The sequence below is a fragment of the Actinocorallia sp. A-T 12471 genome, assembly GCF_033875155.1.
Taxonomy (GTDB): domain Bacteria; phylum Actinomycetota; class Actinomycetes; order Streptosporangiales; family Streptosporangiaceae; genus Actinocorallia.
This window is the reverse complement of record NZ_JAWZTE010000004.1, coordinates 416669-432440: the sequence shown is the minus strand read 5'-3', so window position 1 is coordinate 432440 and position 15772 is coordinate 416669. Positions and strand designations below refer to the sequence as shown.

Genomic DNA, 15772 nt, shown 5'->3' with positions numbered 1-15772 from the left:
CGAATGACCTGGCCGGACGGCCCGCCGAGCCGGGCCGTCGGCGACGCCGTCAGGCCGTGGCGTTCTTCGCGAGGGTGCCCAGGTCGATCCCGACGGACTTCTCGAAGCGGCCGGTGTCGGTGGCCCTGATCGACACGTCGTGCCCGGCGGCCTCGGCGCGCAGCGCGCCGACCGTCGCGTTCTCCGGCGTGCGGCCCGCGACGAACGGGTCGAAGGAGTACCAGCGCATCGCGTTCTGATAGGTGATCTTGTTGAGGTCGTCGGCGGGGACGCCCTCGGCGACCGCCATCAGCTCCTCGGGCGCGTTCGGCCATGAGCTGTCGGAGTGCGGGTAGTCGCACTCCCAGGCGATGTTGTCGATCCCGATCATGTGCCGCAGCTGGACGCCGACGGGGTCGGAGATGAAGCAGGTCAGGAAGTGCTCGCGGAAGACCTCCGACGGGAGCCGGTCGCCGAAGTCCTGGCCGGTCCACAGGTGGTGCATGTCGTAGGTGCGGTCGAGGCGGTCGAGGAAGTAGGGAATCCAGCCGGTGCCGCCCTCGGACAGCGCGAAGCGGATGTCGGGGAAGTTCTTCAGCACGCGCGACCACAGCAGGTCGGCGGCGGCCTGGCAGACGTTCATGGGCTGGAGCGTGATCATGACGTCGATGGGCGCGTCGGGCGCGGTCACCGAAAGCTGGCCTGACGAGCCGAGGTGGATCGACAGGACGACGCCCTCGTCCGAGGCGGCCTTCCACAGCGGGTCCCAGTAGGCGTTGTGGAAGCTCGGGTAGCCGAGCGTCGCGGGGTTCTCGGTGAACGTCATCGACCGGCAGCCCTTGGCGGCCACCCTGCGCACCTCGCGGGCGCACTCCTCGGCGTCCCACAGGATCGGCAGCGCCATCGGGATGATCCGGCCGGGATACGCGCCCGCCCACTCGTCTATGTGCCAGTCGTTGTAGGCGCGCAGGACGGCCAGGGCCAGGTCCTTGTCGTCGGCCGCGGCGAACAGGCGTCCGGCGAAGCCGGGGAACGACGGGAAGTTCATCGACGCGAGGATGCCGCCCGCGTTCATGTCCTTGATGCGCTCGTGGATGTCGTAGGTGCCCGGCCGGATCTCCGCGAAGGCGGTCGGCTCGATCCCGTACTCCTCCTTCGGACGGCCCGCGACGGCGTTGAGCCCGATGTTCGGGATGGTCGCGCCGTTGAAGGTCCAGACGTCCGAGCCGTCACGCTTGGTGATGACCTTCGGCGCGGCGTCCCGGTACTTCGCCGGGATGTGGGCGTCGAACAGCGTCGGGGGCTCGACCACGTGGTCGTCCACGCTGATCATGATCAGGTCTGCGGCCTGCACTGTGCTCCTCGGGTGGGGTTCGGGGCCGGGGGTGCCGGGTGACTCTGAACGCTTATCTCACTAGAGTGAACCGCAGTTCAGTTCACCGCACAAGCGCTCGCTCGTCTTGCCGCAGAAAAAGTAGATTAGATATTGTATTCAAAGTCCCCACCCCGGAGGAGACCGGAAGATGCAAGGCTGGGTGAACGGCGAGCAGCTGACCCTGCTCGAGCTGCTGGACAGACGCCTCAACACCGACCCGGACGGCCAGTTCCTCGACCTCTGCGGGACCCCGTACACCGCGGCCTCGCTCGACGCCGAGGCCGAACGCGTCGCCGGAGCCCTGCACGCGCTCGGCGTCCGGCACGGCTCGACCGTCGCGACGATCCTGGAGAACGGTCCCGAGGCCGTCGTCGCGTGGTTCGCGATCCACCGGCTCGGCGCGATCGCCGTCCCGGTGAACACCGCGCTGAAGGGCCCGCTGCTGCGGCACGTGCTCGCCGACTCCCTGGCCGCGGTCGTGATCGTGCACGACGACCTCGCCGACCGGCCCGTCGAGGTGCTGGAGCAGGTCGAGACGCTGCGGCACCTCGTGGTCGTCGGGCCGGGACGGCCGGTCGTGTCGTGCGCGCGCGGCACCCGGGTCCACGGCTGGGACGAGCTCCTAGGCAATACAGACCCGGCCCCGCGCGTCGCCGTCCGGCCCACCGACCTCGGCACGATCGTGTACACGGGCGGGACGACGGGCCCGTCGAAGGGCTGCGCGCTGTCCCACAACTACCATCTGTCGATCGCGGGCCAGATCATCTCCTCGTGGGGCCGCACCCCCGAGGACGTGGTGTGGAGCCCGCTCCCGCTGTTCCACTTCAACGCGATCTCGTGCATGCTCACCGGCACCCTGCTGAGCGGCGGCCGTGCCGCACTGTCGCGGCGGTTCTCGGTGTCGGGCTTCTGGCCGGAGATCGACAGGACGGGCGCGACGATCGCGTCACTGCTCGGCTCGCTCGCCGTTCTCGTCGCGCGGGCCGACGACCACCCCAAGGCGAAGAACTCCGGGAGGCCGCAGGCCAACAGGACGCTACGGCTGCTCACCGGCGCGCCGATCCCACCGGAGATAGACCAGCTGTACCGCGAGCGGTTCGGCGTCACGACTTTCAGCAACGCCTACGGCGCGACGGAGGCTTCGCTCATCTCCTGGCTGCCGCCCGGAAAGCCGGGAAAGCCGGGCTCGGCGGGGATCGTCAACGCCGACGCGTTCGACGTCAGGATCTTCGACGACCGGGACCACGAGGTGCCCGTCGGTGAGCCCGGCGAGATCGTGTGCCGCCCGAGGATGCCGCACGTGATGTTCGAGGGCTACTGGCAGCGCCCCAAGGCGACCGTCGAGGCGTGGCGGAACCTGTGGTTCCACACCGGCGACATCGGCAGGCTCGACGGCGACGGCTACCTGTTCTTCGTGGACCGCAAGGCCGACTACATGCGCCGCAGGGGCGAGAACATCTCGAGCTGGGAGCTGGAGAAGGTGTTCCACGAACATCCTGCGGTCAGGGACGTGTGCGTGCACGCCGTCCCCAGCGACGTCAGCGAGGACGACGTCAAGGCGACGCTCGTGCTGCGCGCGGACGCGTCGGTGACCGAGGAGGAGATCTGCCGCTGGTCGGTCGACCACCTGCCGTACTACGCGGTGCCCCGTTACTTCGAGTTCCGCGAGGAGCTGCCCATGAGCCGGACCGGACGGACCACCAAGAACCTGCTGCGCGACGAGGGCGTCACGGCGGCCACGTGGGACCGCGAGGCGGCCGGCGTGAAGTTCGAGCGCCGCTGATGGGCGCCGGCCTTACGGGCGACGACCTCGGCACCCCCTACCTGCGGCTGGAAAGGCGCGGCCCGCTCGCCTGGTGCGTGGTGGACCGGCCCGACGCGCGCAACGCGCTCACCAGCGCGATGTACTTCGGCATCCGGCGCGCGGTCGACCTGGTCAACCGTGACCCTGCGCTCGCCGCGCTGATCATCACCGGGACCGGCGACGTGTTCATGCCGGGCGGCGAGCTGCGCGGCAGGGAACCCGACAGATGGCTCGACTTCCCCGATCTGCTCGGCCTCGACTCGACGCCGTTCGAGGCGATCCGGCGCTCCCCGAAACCCGTCGTCTCGGCCGTCAACGGGATCGCGCAGGGCGGCGGCCTGCTCATCGCGATGCTCTCGGACGTCGCGGTGGCCGGGCGGAGCGTCACCGTCAGGGCCCCCGAGCTCTTCCGCGGCATCGCCGACACCGGGTACGCCTGCTATCTGCCCGCCCAGATCGGGATCGCGCGGGCCCGCGACATGCTGCTCACCGGCCGGACCGTCACCGCCGAGGAGGCCGTCGAGTGGGGGATGTTCTCCCGGGTCGTGGACGACGCCGACGTCCATAGGGTCGCCGAGGACGTCGCGATCCAGATCTGCCGGACCGCGCCACAGGCCCGGCTGCAGGTGAAGCGGCTGATCAACGAGCGTTACGGGACAGTCGACCGGATGACGTTCGACGCGCTGCTCTACAACGACGAGATGGTCGAGGGCGGCAGGGCGTTCGCCGAGAAACGCGAGCCGTCCTGGGTGCCCGAGGAGTTCCGCGGCGGACAGCGCCTGTGACCTCAGGCGCGGAAGGCGCGCTCGACGGTCTCCACGAGCACGCCGAGCGGCAGGTGCGCGCCGCCGGACAGCTCGCTGGTCTGGAAGGCGCTCACCAGGCCGGAGAACATCCGCGCCATCAGCACGGGGTCGCCGTCGCGCAGCAGCCCGGCGCGCTGGCCGGTGCGGAACAGCTCGGCCTGCATGTCGAGCGAGCGGCGGAAGTTCGCGAGCGTCTCGGTGTCCTCCTCCGGCGGGTCGGCGACCGGCGACGCGATCGCGCCGCCCCGCAGGACGAGCCGCCCGAACTCCGGATATCTCCGGAAGAACCCCACCTGCCACTCGGCGAGCGCGACGAGCCGCAGATCGGCCGGCAGGTCCGACGCGAGCACCTCGGCCATCTCCGGCATGAACGCCGCGGTGCGGCGGTGGAAGATCTCGCGGTACAGCTCGTCCTTGCCGGAGAAGAAGCCGTACACCGCGCCGACGGAGTAGTCGGCGAGCTCGGCGATCTCCCGCAGCGACGCGTCGTGGAAGCCCTTGCGGGCGAAGACCTGCTCGGCGACGTCGAGGATCTGGTCGCGGCTGAGCGCGCGGCGCTGCTCCCTGCGCTCGTCCCGCAGACTCCGTCCGCTCATCCCTGCCCCAGGCCCCCTTCGCGTTGTGAATCATGGTATCCCCGCCGTCCGCGCGCCAAGGCGGACGGTGCTCCGACCCCGAACGAAGGACGCATGCCGTGACCGAAGCCGACCACCCCGTCCTCGCCGGACGGCTTGAGGAGTCGCGTGCGCTCGCCGCGTCGGTGCGCCGCCTCATCGAGGTGTGCACCGCGACGACCGCGCCGCCGGAGGCGACCCTCGCCGCCGCGCGCGGCCTGAACGCCATCGCCGACGCGCTCGCCCGCCACGTCCCCGACCCGCTGCCGCCGATGACCCTGCTCAGCCAGCCGGAGGAGGACGAGACCGACCTCGCCGCCCGGATGCCGTTCGACGTCATGATCGGCAGGCACAGCGCGCTCGCGCCGCCCCTCACGCTGTCCTACGAGGGCGACCGCGCGGTCCTTTCCGGCTCGCTGACGCGCGCCTACGAGGGCCCGCCCGGGTGCGTCCACGGCGGCGTCCTCGCGGCGGCCTTCGACATCGTCTGCGCCGCGGCGAACTTCATCGCGAAGGTCCCCGGCCCGACCCGCAACCTCTCGGTCACCTACCGCCGCCCGACCACGCTGCACACCCCGTGCCGCTTTGAGGCATGGGTCGACCGGGTGGACGGCCGCAAGGTGCACACGCTCGCCAGGCTCACCCAGAACGACGTGCTGACCTGCGAGGCCACCGCCGAGTTCGCGCTCCTCGACCGCGACGCCATCGCCAGGATGGCCGCCCGCGCCAACCCTGCGCCCTGACCCCGCGCGCCTCAGCTGATGACGCCGTCGGCGCGCAGCCCGGCCAGGTCCTCGGGGGACATGCCGAGCTCCTCGGTGAGCACGCCGTCGGTGTGCTCGCCGAGCCACGGCGGCCGGGTCTCCGGGGGAGGGGTGTGCGCGGAGAGGCGGACGGGGTTGCCCGGGGCGAGGACGGGCTGGGCGACCCCGTCGGTGCGGGGGAGCGCGACGAGCATCCCGCGCGCGGTGACGTGCGGATCGGTGACGAGCTCCGCGTCGGTGAGGCACGGGCCGGCCGCGATGCCCGCCGCGCCGAGCAGGTGGCACGCCTCGATCTTGGTGAGGGGCGCGGCCCATGCCTCGATCGCGGGGCGGAGCACGGTCTCCAGGTGGTCGAGCCAGCCCTGACGGGTCGCCAGGCGCGGGTCGGTCTTCCACGCGGGCTCGCCGACGAGGTCGGCGAGCTTCGCGAAGTGGGGTTCGCGGCCGACCTGGAGGACGAACCAGCCGTCCTTGGCGCGGAAGCCGTGCATGATCAGCGGTCCTGTGTCGCCGTTCCGCAGGCCCATCGACCAGAAGTTGGCGACGATGTCGGTCATCGCGATGACCGCGTCGAGCATCGCGATGTCGACGTACTGGCCCCGGCCCGTCGTCTCGCGGTGGCGGAGCGCGGCGAGGATGCCGATCGCGGCGAACAGCGCGGCGCCGATGTCGCCGAGCGCCCCGACGGGGGCGACGCGCGGCGGGGAGTCGCCCTCGCGTTTCATCTCGTAGATGCCGGACATCGCCTCCACGATCGGGGCGAACGCGGGCCAAGCGCCGTAGGGGGTCGGGACGGTGTTGCCGAATCCCGACACCGAGACGTAGATCCCGGCCGGGTGGACGCGGGCGATGTCGTCGTAGCCGAGGCCGAGCCGTGCCATCGCGCCCGCCTTGGAGTTCTCGGCGATCACGTCGAAGCGCGGGGCGAGGGCGAGGACGAGGTCGCGGCCGCGCGGGTCCTTCAGGTCGACGCACACGCTGCGCTTGCCGAAGTTGTTGCGCAGGAACGTCGCGCCGACGGGACGGCCCTCGGGGTCGGTCATCGCGGGGCGCGCGCCGCGTCCCGAGTCGCCGGACGGCGGCTCGATCTTGACGACGTCCGCGCCGAGCCGCGCCAGAAGCTGGGTCGCGTACGGCAGCGCCTGCATCTGCTCGAGCGCGAGGACGCGGACCCCGGCGAGGGGGCGTGCCTGCGGATCACTCGCCCCACCGGGCGCACCGAGCGTCATGCCCGCAGTATTGCAGATTGAATCTTTTATGCAATATTCGGGAACGTGGCTATGATGCGTCGCATGCGCGGAATCCTGTCCTGGGGCGGGTACCTGCCCCACCGGCGGCTCGACCGCCGTGCCATCGCGGGGATCGCCGGGAAGGGCGGAGGCGGGGGGACCCGAACCGTCGCCTCCTATGACGAAGACGCCGTCACCCTCGGCGTCGCCGCCGCACGGCTCGCGCTGCGCCACGCGCCGGCCGCCCCCGCCTCCCTGTGGTTCGCCACCACCGACCCGCCCTACCTCGACAAGACCAACGCCACGACCGTCCACGCCGCGCTCAGGCTCGACCGTGAGACACCCGCCTATGACGCGGTCGGCTCGGTCCGGTCGGCGGCGGGCGCGCTGCGCGCGGCCCTGGCGTCCGACGGGCCCGCCCTCGTCGTCGCCGGGGACCTGCGCGGCGGCCTGCCGGGCGGCGCGGACGAGGCGGCCGGGGGAGACGGCGGTTCCGCGCTGCTGGTCGGGGGTGCGGACGCGGGGCCGGTGCTCGCGGAGCTGTGCGCGGTCGCCTCGGCCACCGAGGAGTTCACCGACCGCTGGCGGGTCCCCGGTGAGGCGGCCTCCCGGCTGTGGGAGGAGCGGTTCGGCGAGACCCGGTACACCGCGCTCGGCGTCGAGGCGGTGAAGGTCGCGCTCGGCCGGGCGGGCGTCGCGGCCGCCGAGGTCGGCGCGCTCGCGGTCGCCGGGCTGCACGCGCGGGCGTCGGCCGCCGTCGCGGCGCGCTCCGGCGTGCCCGCAGAACATGTCGTGGACCGGCTTGAGGGCACAGTGGGCGTCACGGGAGCGGCCCATCCAGGGCTGCTCCTCGCAAGCGCGCTTGAGGACGCGGCCTCGGCCCCCGCAGGGCGCGTGATCGTGCTGCTCGTCCTTTCCGACGGGGCCGACGCGTTCGTGTTCCGGACCACCGGGGCGCTCGCCGCGCATCACGTCGCCGACGCCGTCGCCGCCCAGGCCGCGCGGGGCGTGTCGGTGGACTACGGCACATACCTCGCCTGGCGCGGGATGCTGCCGGTCGAGCCGCCGCGCCGCCCCGAGCCCGCGCGGCCGTCCTCGTCGGCGGCGGCGCGGAACGCCGCGTGGAAATACGGGTTCACCGGCTCGCGCGGCGACGACGGGGTGGTGCGGATGCCGCCGTCCCCGCTTGACGCGACCCCCGCCCTCATGGCCGACGCGCGCGGCACGATCGTCACCTTCACCGTCGACCGGCTCGCCTACTCGCCGAGCCCGCCCGTGGTGTTCGCGGTCGTGGACTTCGACGGCGGCGGCCGCCTCCCGATCGAGCTGACCGACGTGGCCCCGGACGATGTGGCGATCGGCGGCCGGGTCGAGCCCGTGTTCCGCCGTCTGTTCACCGCCGACGGCATCCACAACTACTTCTGGAAGGCCCGGCCGGTCCGGGACGGGGAGGGCTAGATGGGCTCGCACGGGATCAAGGACCGCGTCGCGATCGTCGGCATGGGCTGCACCCGGTTCACCGAGCACTGGGACAAGGGCGTTGACGAACTCCTGCTGGCCGCGACGGGTGAGGCGTTCGCCTCGGCGGGCGTCACCAAGGAGCAGGTCGACGCCTACTGGCTGGGCACCGCGCAGTCGGGGATGAGCGGCCTCACCCTGTCCAGGCCGCTGCGGCTCAAAGACAAGCCGGTGACCAGGGTGGAGAACTACTGCGCCACAGGATCTGAAGCCCTCCGGCAGGCGGCTTACGCCGTCGCCAGCGGCGCGTACGACGTCGCCATGGCGGTCGGCGTGGAGAAGGTCAAGGACTCCGGCTACCAGGGCCTCAACGCCTTCCCCATCCCCAACGACGGCACCCAGCGCACGCTGACGGCGGCCGCGATGTTCTCCATGGTCGCGCCCGCGTACGGCCGCAAGTACGGGGTCTCCGATACCGAGATGCGCACGGTGCTGGCGAGGATCGCGTCGAAGAACCACGCGAACGGGGCGCGTAACCCGCGCGCGCAGTTCCGCAAGGAGATGTCGGTGGAGCGGCTGTGCGCGATGCCCGCCGTCGCGGGCGGCCTGTCGGTGTTCGACTGCGCGGGCGTCGCCGACGGGGCCGCCGCCGCGCTCGTCGTCCGCGCCGAGGACGCGCACAGGTACACCGACGATCCGCTGCTCATCAAGGCGCTGTCGTTCGTCGCGGGCGACGGCTCGGGCCTGACTGACCCGTCCTACGACTACACGACGTTCCCCGAGGTCGCCGCGTCCGCGCGGGACGCCTACGCGCAGGCAGGGATCGCCGACCCGGCGGGGGAGCTCGCGATGGCCGAGGTGCACGACTGCTTCACCCCGACCGAACTCGTCCTGCTCGAGGATCTCGGCCTCGCCGAGCGCGGCACCGCGTGGAAGGGCGTCCTCGACGGCGTCTACGACCTGGACGGCGCCCTCCCGGTGAACCCCGACGGCGGCCTGAAGTCGTTCGGGCATCCGGTGGGTGCGTCCGGGCTGCGGATGATGTTCGAGGCATGGCTCCAGCTGCGCGGCGAGGCCCCCGGGGAGCGGCGGATCTCGACGTTCGGCGACAGGTCACTCGCCCTCACCCACAACCTTGGCGGCTACCCGGGGGAGATGGTCAGCTTCGTGGCGATCCTCGGCACCCCGTGACGCCGCCAGGACGCCGTCGCTCAGTCGGTCCAGTCGGTGCGGTCGTCGCGGTGGGGTTGGCGGCCGGTGCGCAGCGGCGACAGCGGCGCGTCGACAAGCAGGATGCGGTCACGGTTGAGCAGGCCGGTTCCCTCGGGGAGCAGCCCGTCACGGCCCCGGATTGCCTCCTCCTCGGCGGCCGCCCACGCCTCCCAGTCCGGGATCGCCCACAGGAGGATCACCTCGTCAAGCGCGTGCATCGCCGTGACGAACGCGCCGAGCAACCGCCAGCCCGTGCGCGCGCGGGCGGCGTCGGCATGCGCGGCGACGAGGTCGGCGGCCTTCCACGCGCCGCCCTGCGGGACGCCGATGATCTCGTGCGCGTAGACCTCGGCCCCGACGGGCCCGTCCGCGCACAGCGCCCCGATCGCGGCGTTGCCCGGGTGCGGGACGACGATCCGGTCGAAGCCGCCCGAGCGCAGGTCAGCGGCGGCGGCCCACCACTTCTCCAAGGCCGGGTCCTGGAGGATCTTGTTGCCGAACTCGAGGCGGAACGAGGCGGCGAGCCCGGCGAACCCGTCCTCCTCCCACAGGTTGACGACCTGCGGCCACGGCCCGGTGCTGCCGACGACGCCCCACACCCCGTAGCAGAGCTGACCGCGCTGCTCCTGGGCGATCGGGCTCCAGTTCGCCGTCATGTGGTGCATGTACCGCGCGCGGTGCTGCTTGGTGATGTTGATGAACTCGTGGATGTAGACCTTCTCGTTCACGGTGTCCTCGTGCACGGCGTCCTCCTCGGGCCGGGGTTCCCGGTACTTGTATACTTTATAAAGTATCTTGTCGGTTGGCGCGGGTGCGCGCCGGGAAAGGCGGTGGCCGCGTGGCCGAGGAACCCGAGCTGCGCTGGGCGCTTGGCGGCGACGGCGTCGCCTGGCTGACGCTCAACCGCCCGAAGGCGGGCAACTCCATCGGCGCTGCGCAGCGCGAGGAGATCATCGCGCGGCTCGCCGCCGCGAGCGGTGACGCGCGGGTCCGCGCGATCGTGCTCACCGGCGCGGGCGACCGCCACTTCTGCACCGGCGCCGACCTCTCCGCCCCGGCCGCACCCCCCGACGACCTGCCCGAAGGACTCCCCGACCGGCCCGCGGGCTCGATCGCCCGCGCGATCTCCGGCGGCGCGCAGCGGCTCATCGCGGCGGTACTCGACTGCGAGAAGCCGGTGATCGCCGCCGTCAACGGCACCGCGGCCGGGATCGGCTGCCACCTCGCCTACGCCTGTGACCTCGTCCTCGCCGCCGACACCGCGAAGTTCATCGAGCTGTTCGTGCGGCGCGGCCTCGTGGTGGACGGCGGCGGCGCGTACCTGCTGGCCAGGCTCGTCGGCCCGCAGCGCGCCAAGGAGCTGATCTTCTTCGGCGACGATCTGCCCGCCGCCGACGCGCAGCGGCTCGGCCTCGTCAACCGGGTGGTGCCCGCCGACGAGCTCGCCAAGACCGCCGCGGAGTGGGCGGCCCGCCTCGCCACGGGCCCGACCGTCGCGCTCGGCCTCGGCAAGCGCCTGGTGAACCGCGCGCTCGATGCCGACCGGGCGACCGCGTTCGGCGAGGAGGCCATGGCCGTCGAGGTCAACATGGCGAGTGAGGACGGCCAGGAGGGGCTGCGCGCGTTCCTGGAACGCCGTCAGCCGCACTTCCGCGGCTGGTAGCCGCCGCCCCAGAGTCGCCCCCCACCCCGAACCCCCTGGAGCCCCGCGTGGACCTGCGCCTCACCCCCGAGGAAGCCGCCTTCCGGGACCGGCTGCGGTCCTGGCTCGGCACGACACTGCCCACTCTGCCCCCGAAGCCCGACCGTGACGACTGGCCCGCCAGACGCGCTTACGACACCGCGTGGCAACGGCTTCTCTTCGACGCCGGGTACGCGGGCGTGGACTGGCCGTCGGAGCACGGCGGCCTCGGCGCGTCCCCGACCGAGCAGCTGATCTTCCTTGAGGAGACCGCGAAGGCCCGCGCCCCGTACGTCGGCGCGAACTTCGTCGGGCTGCTGCACGCCGGGCCGACGCTCATCGTGGAGGGCACCCAGGAGCAGCGCGCGGCGCATCTGCCGCGCATCCTGCGCGGTGACGAGGTCTGGTGCCAGGGCTTCTCCGAGCCTGACGCGGGCTCCGACCTGGCCTCGCTGCGCACGGCCGCCGTCCGCGACGGCGACGCGTACGTGGTCAACGGCCGCAAGGTGTGGACGTCGCACGCGGAGGTCGCCGACCACTGTGAACTCCTTGTCCGCACCGACCCCGAAGCGCCCCGGCACAAGGGCATCACGTGGTTGATCCTGCCGATGGACGCGCCGGGCGTGACCGTCCGGCCGCTGCGCACGGCCGTCGGCAGCAGCGAGTTCAGCGAACTGATCCTTGACGATGTGCGGGTGCCCGTCGCCAACCGGGTCGGCGCGGAGAACGACGGCTGGCGGGTCGCGATGGTGACGTTCTCGTTCGAGCGCGGCACCGCGTTCATCTCCGACGTTGTCGAGTCCCGCAATCTGCTCGCCGAGACCGTCGCGACGGCCAAGGCCACCCCCGCGCCCGGCGGCGGCACCCTGTGGGACGACGCCGCGTTGCGCCGCGACGTCGGCACCCTCGCGGCCGAGGTGTCCGGTCTGTGGTCGTTGATCCGCAAGAACGTCTCCGAGGCGTCCGCCGGGATGATCCCGGTGCAGGGGGCTTCGGTGTTCAAGCTGAAGTTCACCGAGAACCGGCAGCGGATCGGCGACCTCGCCGCGCATGTCCTGGGCCGGGCGTCCCTGGCGATGAGCGGGCCGGGTGGGCACGTGGTCGAGGACCGGGTGAACACCCTCGCGTTCACGATCGCGGCGGGCACGTCGCAGATCCAGAAGAACATCCTCGCCGAGCGCGTCCTCGGCCTGCCCAAGGAGCCCCGATGGACCTGATGCCTTCGGCCGACCAGCGCGACCTCAGGGCGGGACTGCGCGCCTGGCTCGCCGACGCCTGGGACGCCGAACGGCTGCGCGCGGCGGCCGCCGTGCCCGCGCCGCCCTTCGACCGCAAGGCGTGGAAGGCGCTCGCGGACCTCGGCGTCCTCGGCCTCACGCTGTCCGAGGAAGACGGCGGCATGGGCCTCGGGCTCGCCGACGCGGTGCTGGTCTTCGAGGAGTTGGGCCGCGCGCTGGTACCCGGGCCGCTCGTCGGGACGTTCCTCGCGGCAGGGCTCGTCCCGGGGGCTGCCGAAGGCGACGCGGTCGTCGCGGTGGTGGACACCGGGGAGGCCGTCGCCGTCGTGGAGCATCCCGAGGCGGCCACTGACGTGCTCGTCCTTGACGACTCCGGCGTCTACCTCCTCGCGCCCGGCGACGTCGCGGGCCCGCCCGCCGCGCACCCGCTCGACCCGCTGACGCCCGTCGCGCCCGCCGCGTCCATTCGGCTGGACGGCGCACGACGCGTCGGTGACGCCGCCGACGCCGCACGGCTGCGCCGATTCGGCCGAATCCTCACCGCCGCGCTCCAGGTCGGCGTCGCCCAGGGCGCGCTCGACCTCGCCGTGCGGTACGCGGGGGAGCGCGTCCAGTTCGACCGGGTGATCGGCTCGTTCCAGTCGGTCAAGCACCTCCTCGCCGAGGCGCTCGTGCGGGTCGACCTCGCGCGGCCCGCCGTGCTCGTCGCCGCCCTGACCGTCGACGACCCGGGCTCCGGCGACCCCGGCGAGGCCGCCGCGACGGCGAAACTGCTGGCCGACGCGGCGGCGTCCGGGAACGGGCGTACCGGCGTCCAGGTCCACGGCGGCATGGGGTTCACTTGGGAGGTCCTGGCCCACCTGTACGTCAAGCGGGCCTGGGTGCAGGAGACCGCGTTCGGGACCGCCGCCGCCCTTGCCGAGGAGCTTGCGGCCGGGATCGGTTAAGGAGCAGAGCATGAGGAGACTGGCCCGCACCGAGGGGCTGACCGAGCAGCAGCGCGAGATCCTGGCTGCGGTCCGCGACTTCGCCGAACGGGAGATCCTGCCGGTCGCGACCGAGCTCGAACACGCGGATGAGTACCCCGAGAAGATCGTTGCGGGTATGCGCGAGCTCGGCGTCTTCGGACTGATGATCCCCGAGGAGTACGGGGGTCTGGGTGAGTCGCTGCTCACCTACGCGTTGGCCGTGGAGGAGATCGCGCGTGCCTGGATGAGCGTGTCCGGCATCATCAACACCCACTTCATCGTGTCGTACCTGCTGCTGAAGCACGGGACCGAGGAACAGAAAGCCAACTACCTGCCCCGCCTGGCTGAGGGTTCGTTGCGCGGCGCGTTCTCCATGTCCGAGCCGCACTGCGGCTCCGACGTGTCGGCGATCAAGACCCGGGCCGTCCGCGACGGCGACGACTACGTCATCACCGGCCAGAAGTACTGGCTCACCAACGGCGGCACCTCGAGCCTCGTCGCGGTCCTCGTCGTCACCGACGAGGGCGCGGACTCCGTCTACCGGAACATGTCGACGTTCCTGGTCGAGAAGACCCCCGGCTTCGGCGAGGTCGCACCGGGCCTGCTGATCCCCGGCAAGATCGACAAGATGGGCTACAAGGGCGTCGACACGACCGAGCTGGTCTTCGACGGGTTCCGGATCGGCGCCGACCAGGTCCTCGGCGGCGCGAACGGGCGCGGGTTCCACCAGATGATGGACGGTGTCGAGGTCGGCCGCGTCAACGTGGCGGCCCGCGCGTGCGGGATGGCGCTGCGGGCGTTCGAGCTGGCGATCGACTACGCCCAGCAGCGCGAGACGTTCGGCAAGCAGATCGCCCAGCACCAGGCGGTCCAGTTCCGGCTCGCGGAGATGGCGACGAAGGTCGAGGCCGCCCACCAGATGATGACGATGGCCGCGCGCCGCAAGGACTCCGGCGAGCGCAACGACCTCGAGGCCGGAATGGCGAAGTACCTCGCGGGCGAGTACTGCAAGGAGGTCGTGGAGGACTCCTTCCGCATCCACGGCGGCTACGCCTACTCCAAGGAGACCGAGATCGAGCGGCTCTACCGTGAGGCCCCGATGCTGCTGATCGGCGAAGGCACCGCCGACGTGCAGAAGATGATCATCGGTCGGCGGCTGCTCGAGGACTACCGGCGATGAGCTCGGCGGCGCGCCGCCGCAGCTCCGTCACGTCGACCTTGAACGCCGCGTTCACCGGCAGGTCCGCGACGAACACGACGGCGTCCGGGCACTTGTAGTCGGCGATCCTTGCCCGGCACCAGTCCTTCAGCTCCGCCTCGTCCGGCCCGTCCGCGACCACGAACGCGACCCCCACCTCCCCGATGACGGGTGCGGGAGCGCCCACGACGGCCACGCGGTCCACCCCCGGGTGGGCCGCAAGCGCCGCCTCCACCTCCGACGGGTACACGTTGTAGCCGCCCCGGAGGTAGGCGTCGTCGGCCCGTCCGACGATCGTGAGGCGGCCCGCCGCGTCGAGCGTGCCGAGGTCGCTTGCGGCGAGCCACCCGTCCGGCGCGAGGGTTTCGGCGGTGCGGTCCGGATCGTTCCAGTAGCCGCGCGTCGCGGCCCGCGACCGCAGATGGACCCGGCCGACCTCCCCGGCCGGCAGCGCGTCGCCGTCCGGCCCGCGCACCTGCACCTCGGCCCCGCCGAGCGGCCGCCCGACGGTCCTGGCGACGGTGTCGGCGGCGTCGTCCGGGGAGGTCCCGAACGCCAGCGGCACCTCCGTGCTCGCGTACCGCACGACGACCGGGCACGGCAGCCGCTCGCGCAGTCGCCGCACGAGCTCGGGGGAGACCCGGCTCGCGCCCGTCGCGACCAGGCGCAGCGCCGACAGGTCGGCGTGTTCGAGCCCGTCGAGCGCGATCAGCTTCTCCCACTGGGTCGGCACGCCCTGGCCGAGCGTCACCCGCTCGCGCTGGAGGGTCGTGAGCATGTCGGCGGCGTGCCAGACGGGGTCGGTGAGGATCAGCGCCGCGCGGTGCGCGAGCTGGTCGTACAGCCGCGTCACATACCCGGAGTGGGCGAACGGGATAGGGAACAGCTTGCGGTCGTAGGGCGCGCTCAGCGGCCCGAGATGCGCGCCGATGAACCTGAGCGTCCGGTGGTCGAACCACGCGCCCTTGGGCAGGCCCGTTGTGCCGGTCGTCCAGACGATGACCGCCGGGTCGGTGCCGTCCGCGACGTACACGGGCCCGTCGCCGTCGCCGGGAGCCGGGTCGAGTACGGGCCAGGCCGTGACGCGCTCAGGCGTGTCGGTGACGGTCACGACAGGCCGTGACGCGGCGAGGATGTGCGCGGTCTCGGCGGGCCCGAGCCTCGGGTTGACCGCCGAGACCACCGCGCCGAGCCGCAGCGCCGCCAGGTACCAGACCGCGAACGCGCGCCCGGACGGCAGCAGCAGCGCCACGATGTCGCCCGCGCCGACGCCACGGTCGGCGAGCCGTGCGGCGGCCGCGCCCGACTCCGCCCACCACGCCCGGTAGGTGAGGACGTCGCCGCCCTGGACGAGCGCGGCGAGGTCGGGTTCGTCGGACAGGACGGCGGCGAAGAGGTCGCCGATACCGTGGGCTGCCGCGTGCGGCCCGGGGATGGGTGTCATGC

14 protein-coding genes are annotated in these 15772 nt (G+C 72.3%); 9 read left to right on the top strand and 5 right to left on the bottom strand.

Translation table 11 applies throughout. The features are described from left to right. Positions 1–49: 49 nt before the first annotated feature. Positions 50–1333 carry an amidohydrolase family protein gene (locus R9X44_RS14290; protein ID WP_319814609.1) on the bottom strand — a complete coding sequence of 428 codons (1284 nt, stop codon included), beginning with the start codon at positions 1331–1333 and terminating at the stop codon, positions 50–52. A 169-nt stretch (positions 1334–1502) separates the two neighbouring features. Here R9X44_RS14290 and R9X44_RS14285 point away from each other — a divergent pair, with 169 nt between their 5' ends. Together R9X44_RS14285 and R9X44_RS14280 are read left to right on the top strand one after the other, a co-directional pair. Next, positions 1503–3137 (top strand): AMP-binding protein, encoded by a 1635-nt coding sequence (locus tag R9X44_RS14285; protein ID WP_319814608.1) that lies wholly within the window; start codon positions 1503–1505, stop codon positions 3135–3137. Further along, on the top strand, positions 3137–3943 hold the full coding sequence (locus R9X44_RS14280) for an enoyl-CoA hydratase/isomerase family protein (RefSeq protein ID WP_319814607.1): 807 nt from the start codon (positions 3137–3139) through the stop codon (positions 3941–3943). Before R9X44_RS14285 ends, R9X44_RS14280 begins: the two co-directional genes overlap by 1 nt. Before the next feature lie 2 nt (positions 3944–3945). Here R9X44_RS14280 and R9X44_RS14275 read toward each other — a convergent pair whose 3' ends face one another. Further along, positions 3946–4560: a TetR/AcrR family transcriptional regulator gene (locus R9X44_RS14275; protein ID WP_319814606.1), complete on the bottom strand. Its 615-nt coding sequence runs from the start codon at positions 4558–4560 to the stop codon at positions 3946–3948. A 98-nt stretch (positions 4561–4658) separates the two neighbouring features. Between R9X44_RS14275 and R9X44_RS14270 the strand changes: the two genes are divergently transcribed. Then, positions 4659–5321 (top strand): PaaI family thioesterase, encoded by a 663-nt coding sequence (locus R9X44_RS14270; protein ID WP_319814605.1) that lies wholly within the window; start codon positions 4659–4661, stop codon positions 5319–5321. Positions 5322–5332: 11 nt separating this feature from the next. Here R9X44_RS14270 and R9X44_RS14265 read toward each other — a convergent pair whose 3' ends face one another. Beyond that, the gene (locus tag R9X44_RS14265; protein ID WP_319814604.1) at positions 5333–6571 is read right to left on the bottom strand and encodes a CoA transferase; all 1239 of its coding nucleotides are present in this window, start codon (positions 6569–6571) and stop codon (positions 5333–5335) included. A gap of 63 nt (positions 6572–6634) precedes the next feature. Between R9X44_RS14265 and R9X44_RS14260 the strand changes: the two genes are divergently transcribed. Then, a complete protein-coding gene (locus tag R9X44_RS14260; protein ID WP_319814603.1) occupies positions 6635–8029 on the top strand; it encodes an OB-fold domain-containing protein in 1395 nt (464 codons plus the stop codon). Then, positions 8030–9220, top strand: coding sequence for an acetyl-CoA acetyltransferase (locus R9X44_RS14255; RefSeq protein ID WP_319814602.1), 1191 nt, complete (start codon positions 8030–8032; stop codon positions 9218–9220). 20 nt (positions 9221–9240) lie between these two features. Here the strand turns inward: R9X44_RS14255 and R9X44_RS14250 are convergent, their stop codons facing one another. After that, the gene (locus R9X44_RS14250; protein WP_319814601.1) at positions 9241–9984 is read right to left on the bottom strand and encodes a hypothetical protein; all 744 of its coding nucleotides are present in this window, start codon (positions 9982–9984) and stop codon (positions 9241–9243) included. A 95-nt stretch (positions 9985–10079) separates the two neighbouring features. Between R9X44_RS14250 and R9X44_RS14245 the strand changes: the two genes are divergently transcribed. The 4 genes from R9X44_RS14245 to R9X44_RS14230 are packed head-to-tail and all read left to right on the top strand — an operon-like array spanning position 10080 to position 14308. Further along, on the top strand, positions 10080–10904 hold the full coding sequence (locus tag R9X44_RS14245; protein WP_319814600.1) for an enoyl-CoA hydratase/isomerase family protein: 825 nt from the start codon (positions 10080–10082) through the stop codon (positions 10902–10904). 47 nt (positions 10905–10951) lie between these two features. Beyond that, a complete protein-coding gene (locus R9X44_RS14240; RefSeq protein WP_319814599.1) occupies positions 10952–12139 on the top strand; it encodes an acyl-CoA dehydrogenase family protein in 1188 nt (395 codons plus the stop codon). Beyond that, complete coding sequence (locus R9X44_RS14235) at positions 12130–13107, top strand: acyl-CoA dehydrogenase family protein (protein ID WP_319814598.1); 978 nt, start codon at positions 12130–12132, stop codon at positions 13105–13107. Before R9X44_RS14240 ends, R9X44_RS14235 begins: the two co-directional genes overlap by 10 nt. A 10-nt stretch (positions 13108–13117) precedes the next feature. After that, complete coding sequence (locus R9X44_RS14230; protein ID WP_319814597.1) at positions 13118–14308, top strand: acyl-CoA dehydrogenase family protein; 1191 nt, start codon at positions 13118–13120, stop codon at positions 14306–14308. On the opposite strand, the gene R9X44_RS14225 is transcribed toward R9X44_RS14230, so the two are convergent. Beyond that, entirely contained in the window at positions 14271–15770 is a 1500-nt protein-coding gene (locus R9X44_RS14225) for a class I adenylate-forming enzyme family protein (protein WP_319814596.1), read from the bottom strand. The two genes, R9X44_RS14230 and R9X44_RS14225, sit on opposite strands and share 38 nt — an antisense overlap. Positions 15771–15772: the final 2 nt, after the last annotated feature.

Coding starts and splice junctions, on each gene's coding strand:
- R9X44_RS14275 (WP_319814606.1), bottom strand. CDS start 4,560: ATGAGCGGACGGAGTCTGCGGGACGAGCGCAGGGAGCAGCGCCGCGCG.
- R9X44_RS14230 (WP_319814597.1), top strand. CDS start 13,118: ATGAGGAGACTGGCCCGCACCGAGGGGCTGACCGAGCAGCAGCGCGAG.
- R9X44_RS14225 (WP_319814596.1), bottom strand. CDS start 15,770: ATGACACCCATCCCCGGGCCGCACGCGGCAGCCCACGGTATCGGCGAC.
- R9X44_RS14235 (WP_319814598.1), top strand. CDS start 12,130: ATGGACCTGATGCCTTCGGCCGACCAGCGCGACCTCAGGGCGGGACTG.
- R9X44_RS14260 (WP_319814603.1), top strand. CDS start 6,635: ATGCGCGGAATCCTGTCCTGGGGCGGGTACCTGCCCCACCGGCGGCTC.
- R9X44_RS14265 (WP_319814604.1), bottom strand. CDS start 6,571: ATGACGCTCGGTGCGCCCGGTGGGGCGAGTGATCCGCAGGCACGCCCC.
- R9X44_RS14255 (WP_319814602.1), top strand. CDS start 8,030: ATGGGCTCGCACGGGATCAAGGACCGCGTCGCGATCGTCGGCATGGGC.
- R9X44_RS14285 (WP_319814608.1), top strand. CDS start 1,503: ATGCAAGGCTGGGTGAACGGCGAGCAGCTGACCCTGCTCGAGCTGCTG.
- R9X44_RS14280 (WP_319814607.1), top strand. CDS start 3,137: ATGGGCGCCGGCCTTACGGGCGACGACCTCGGCACCCCCTACCTGCGG.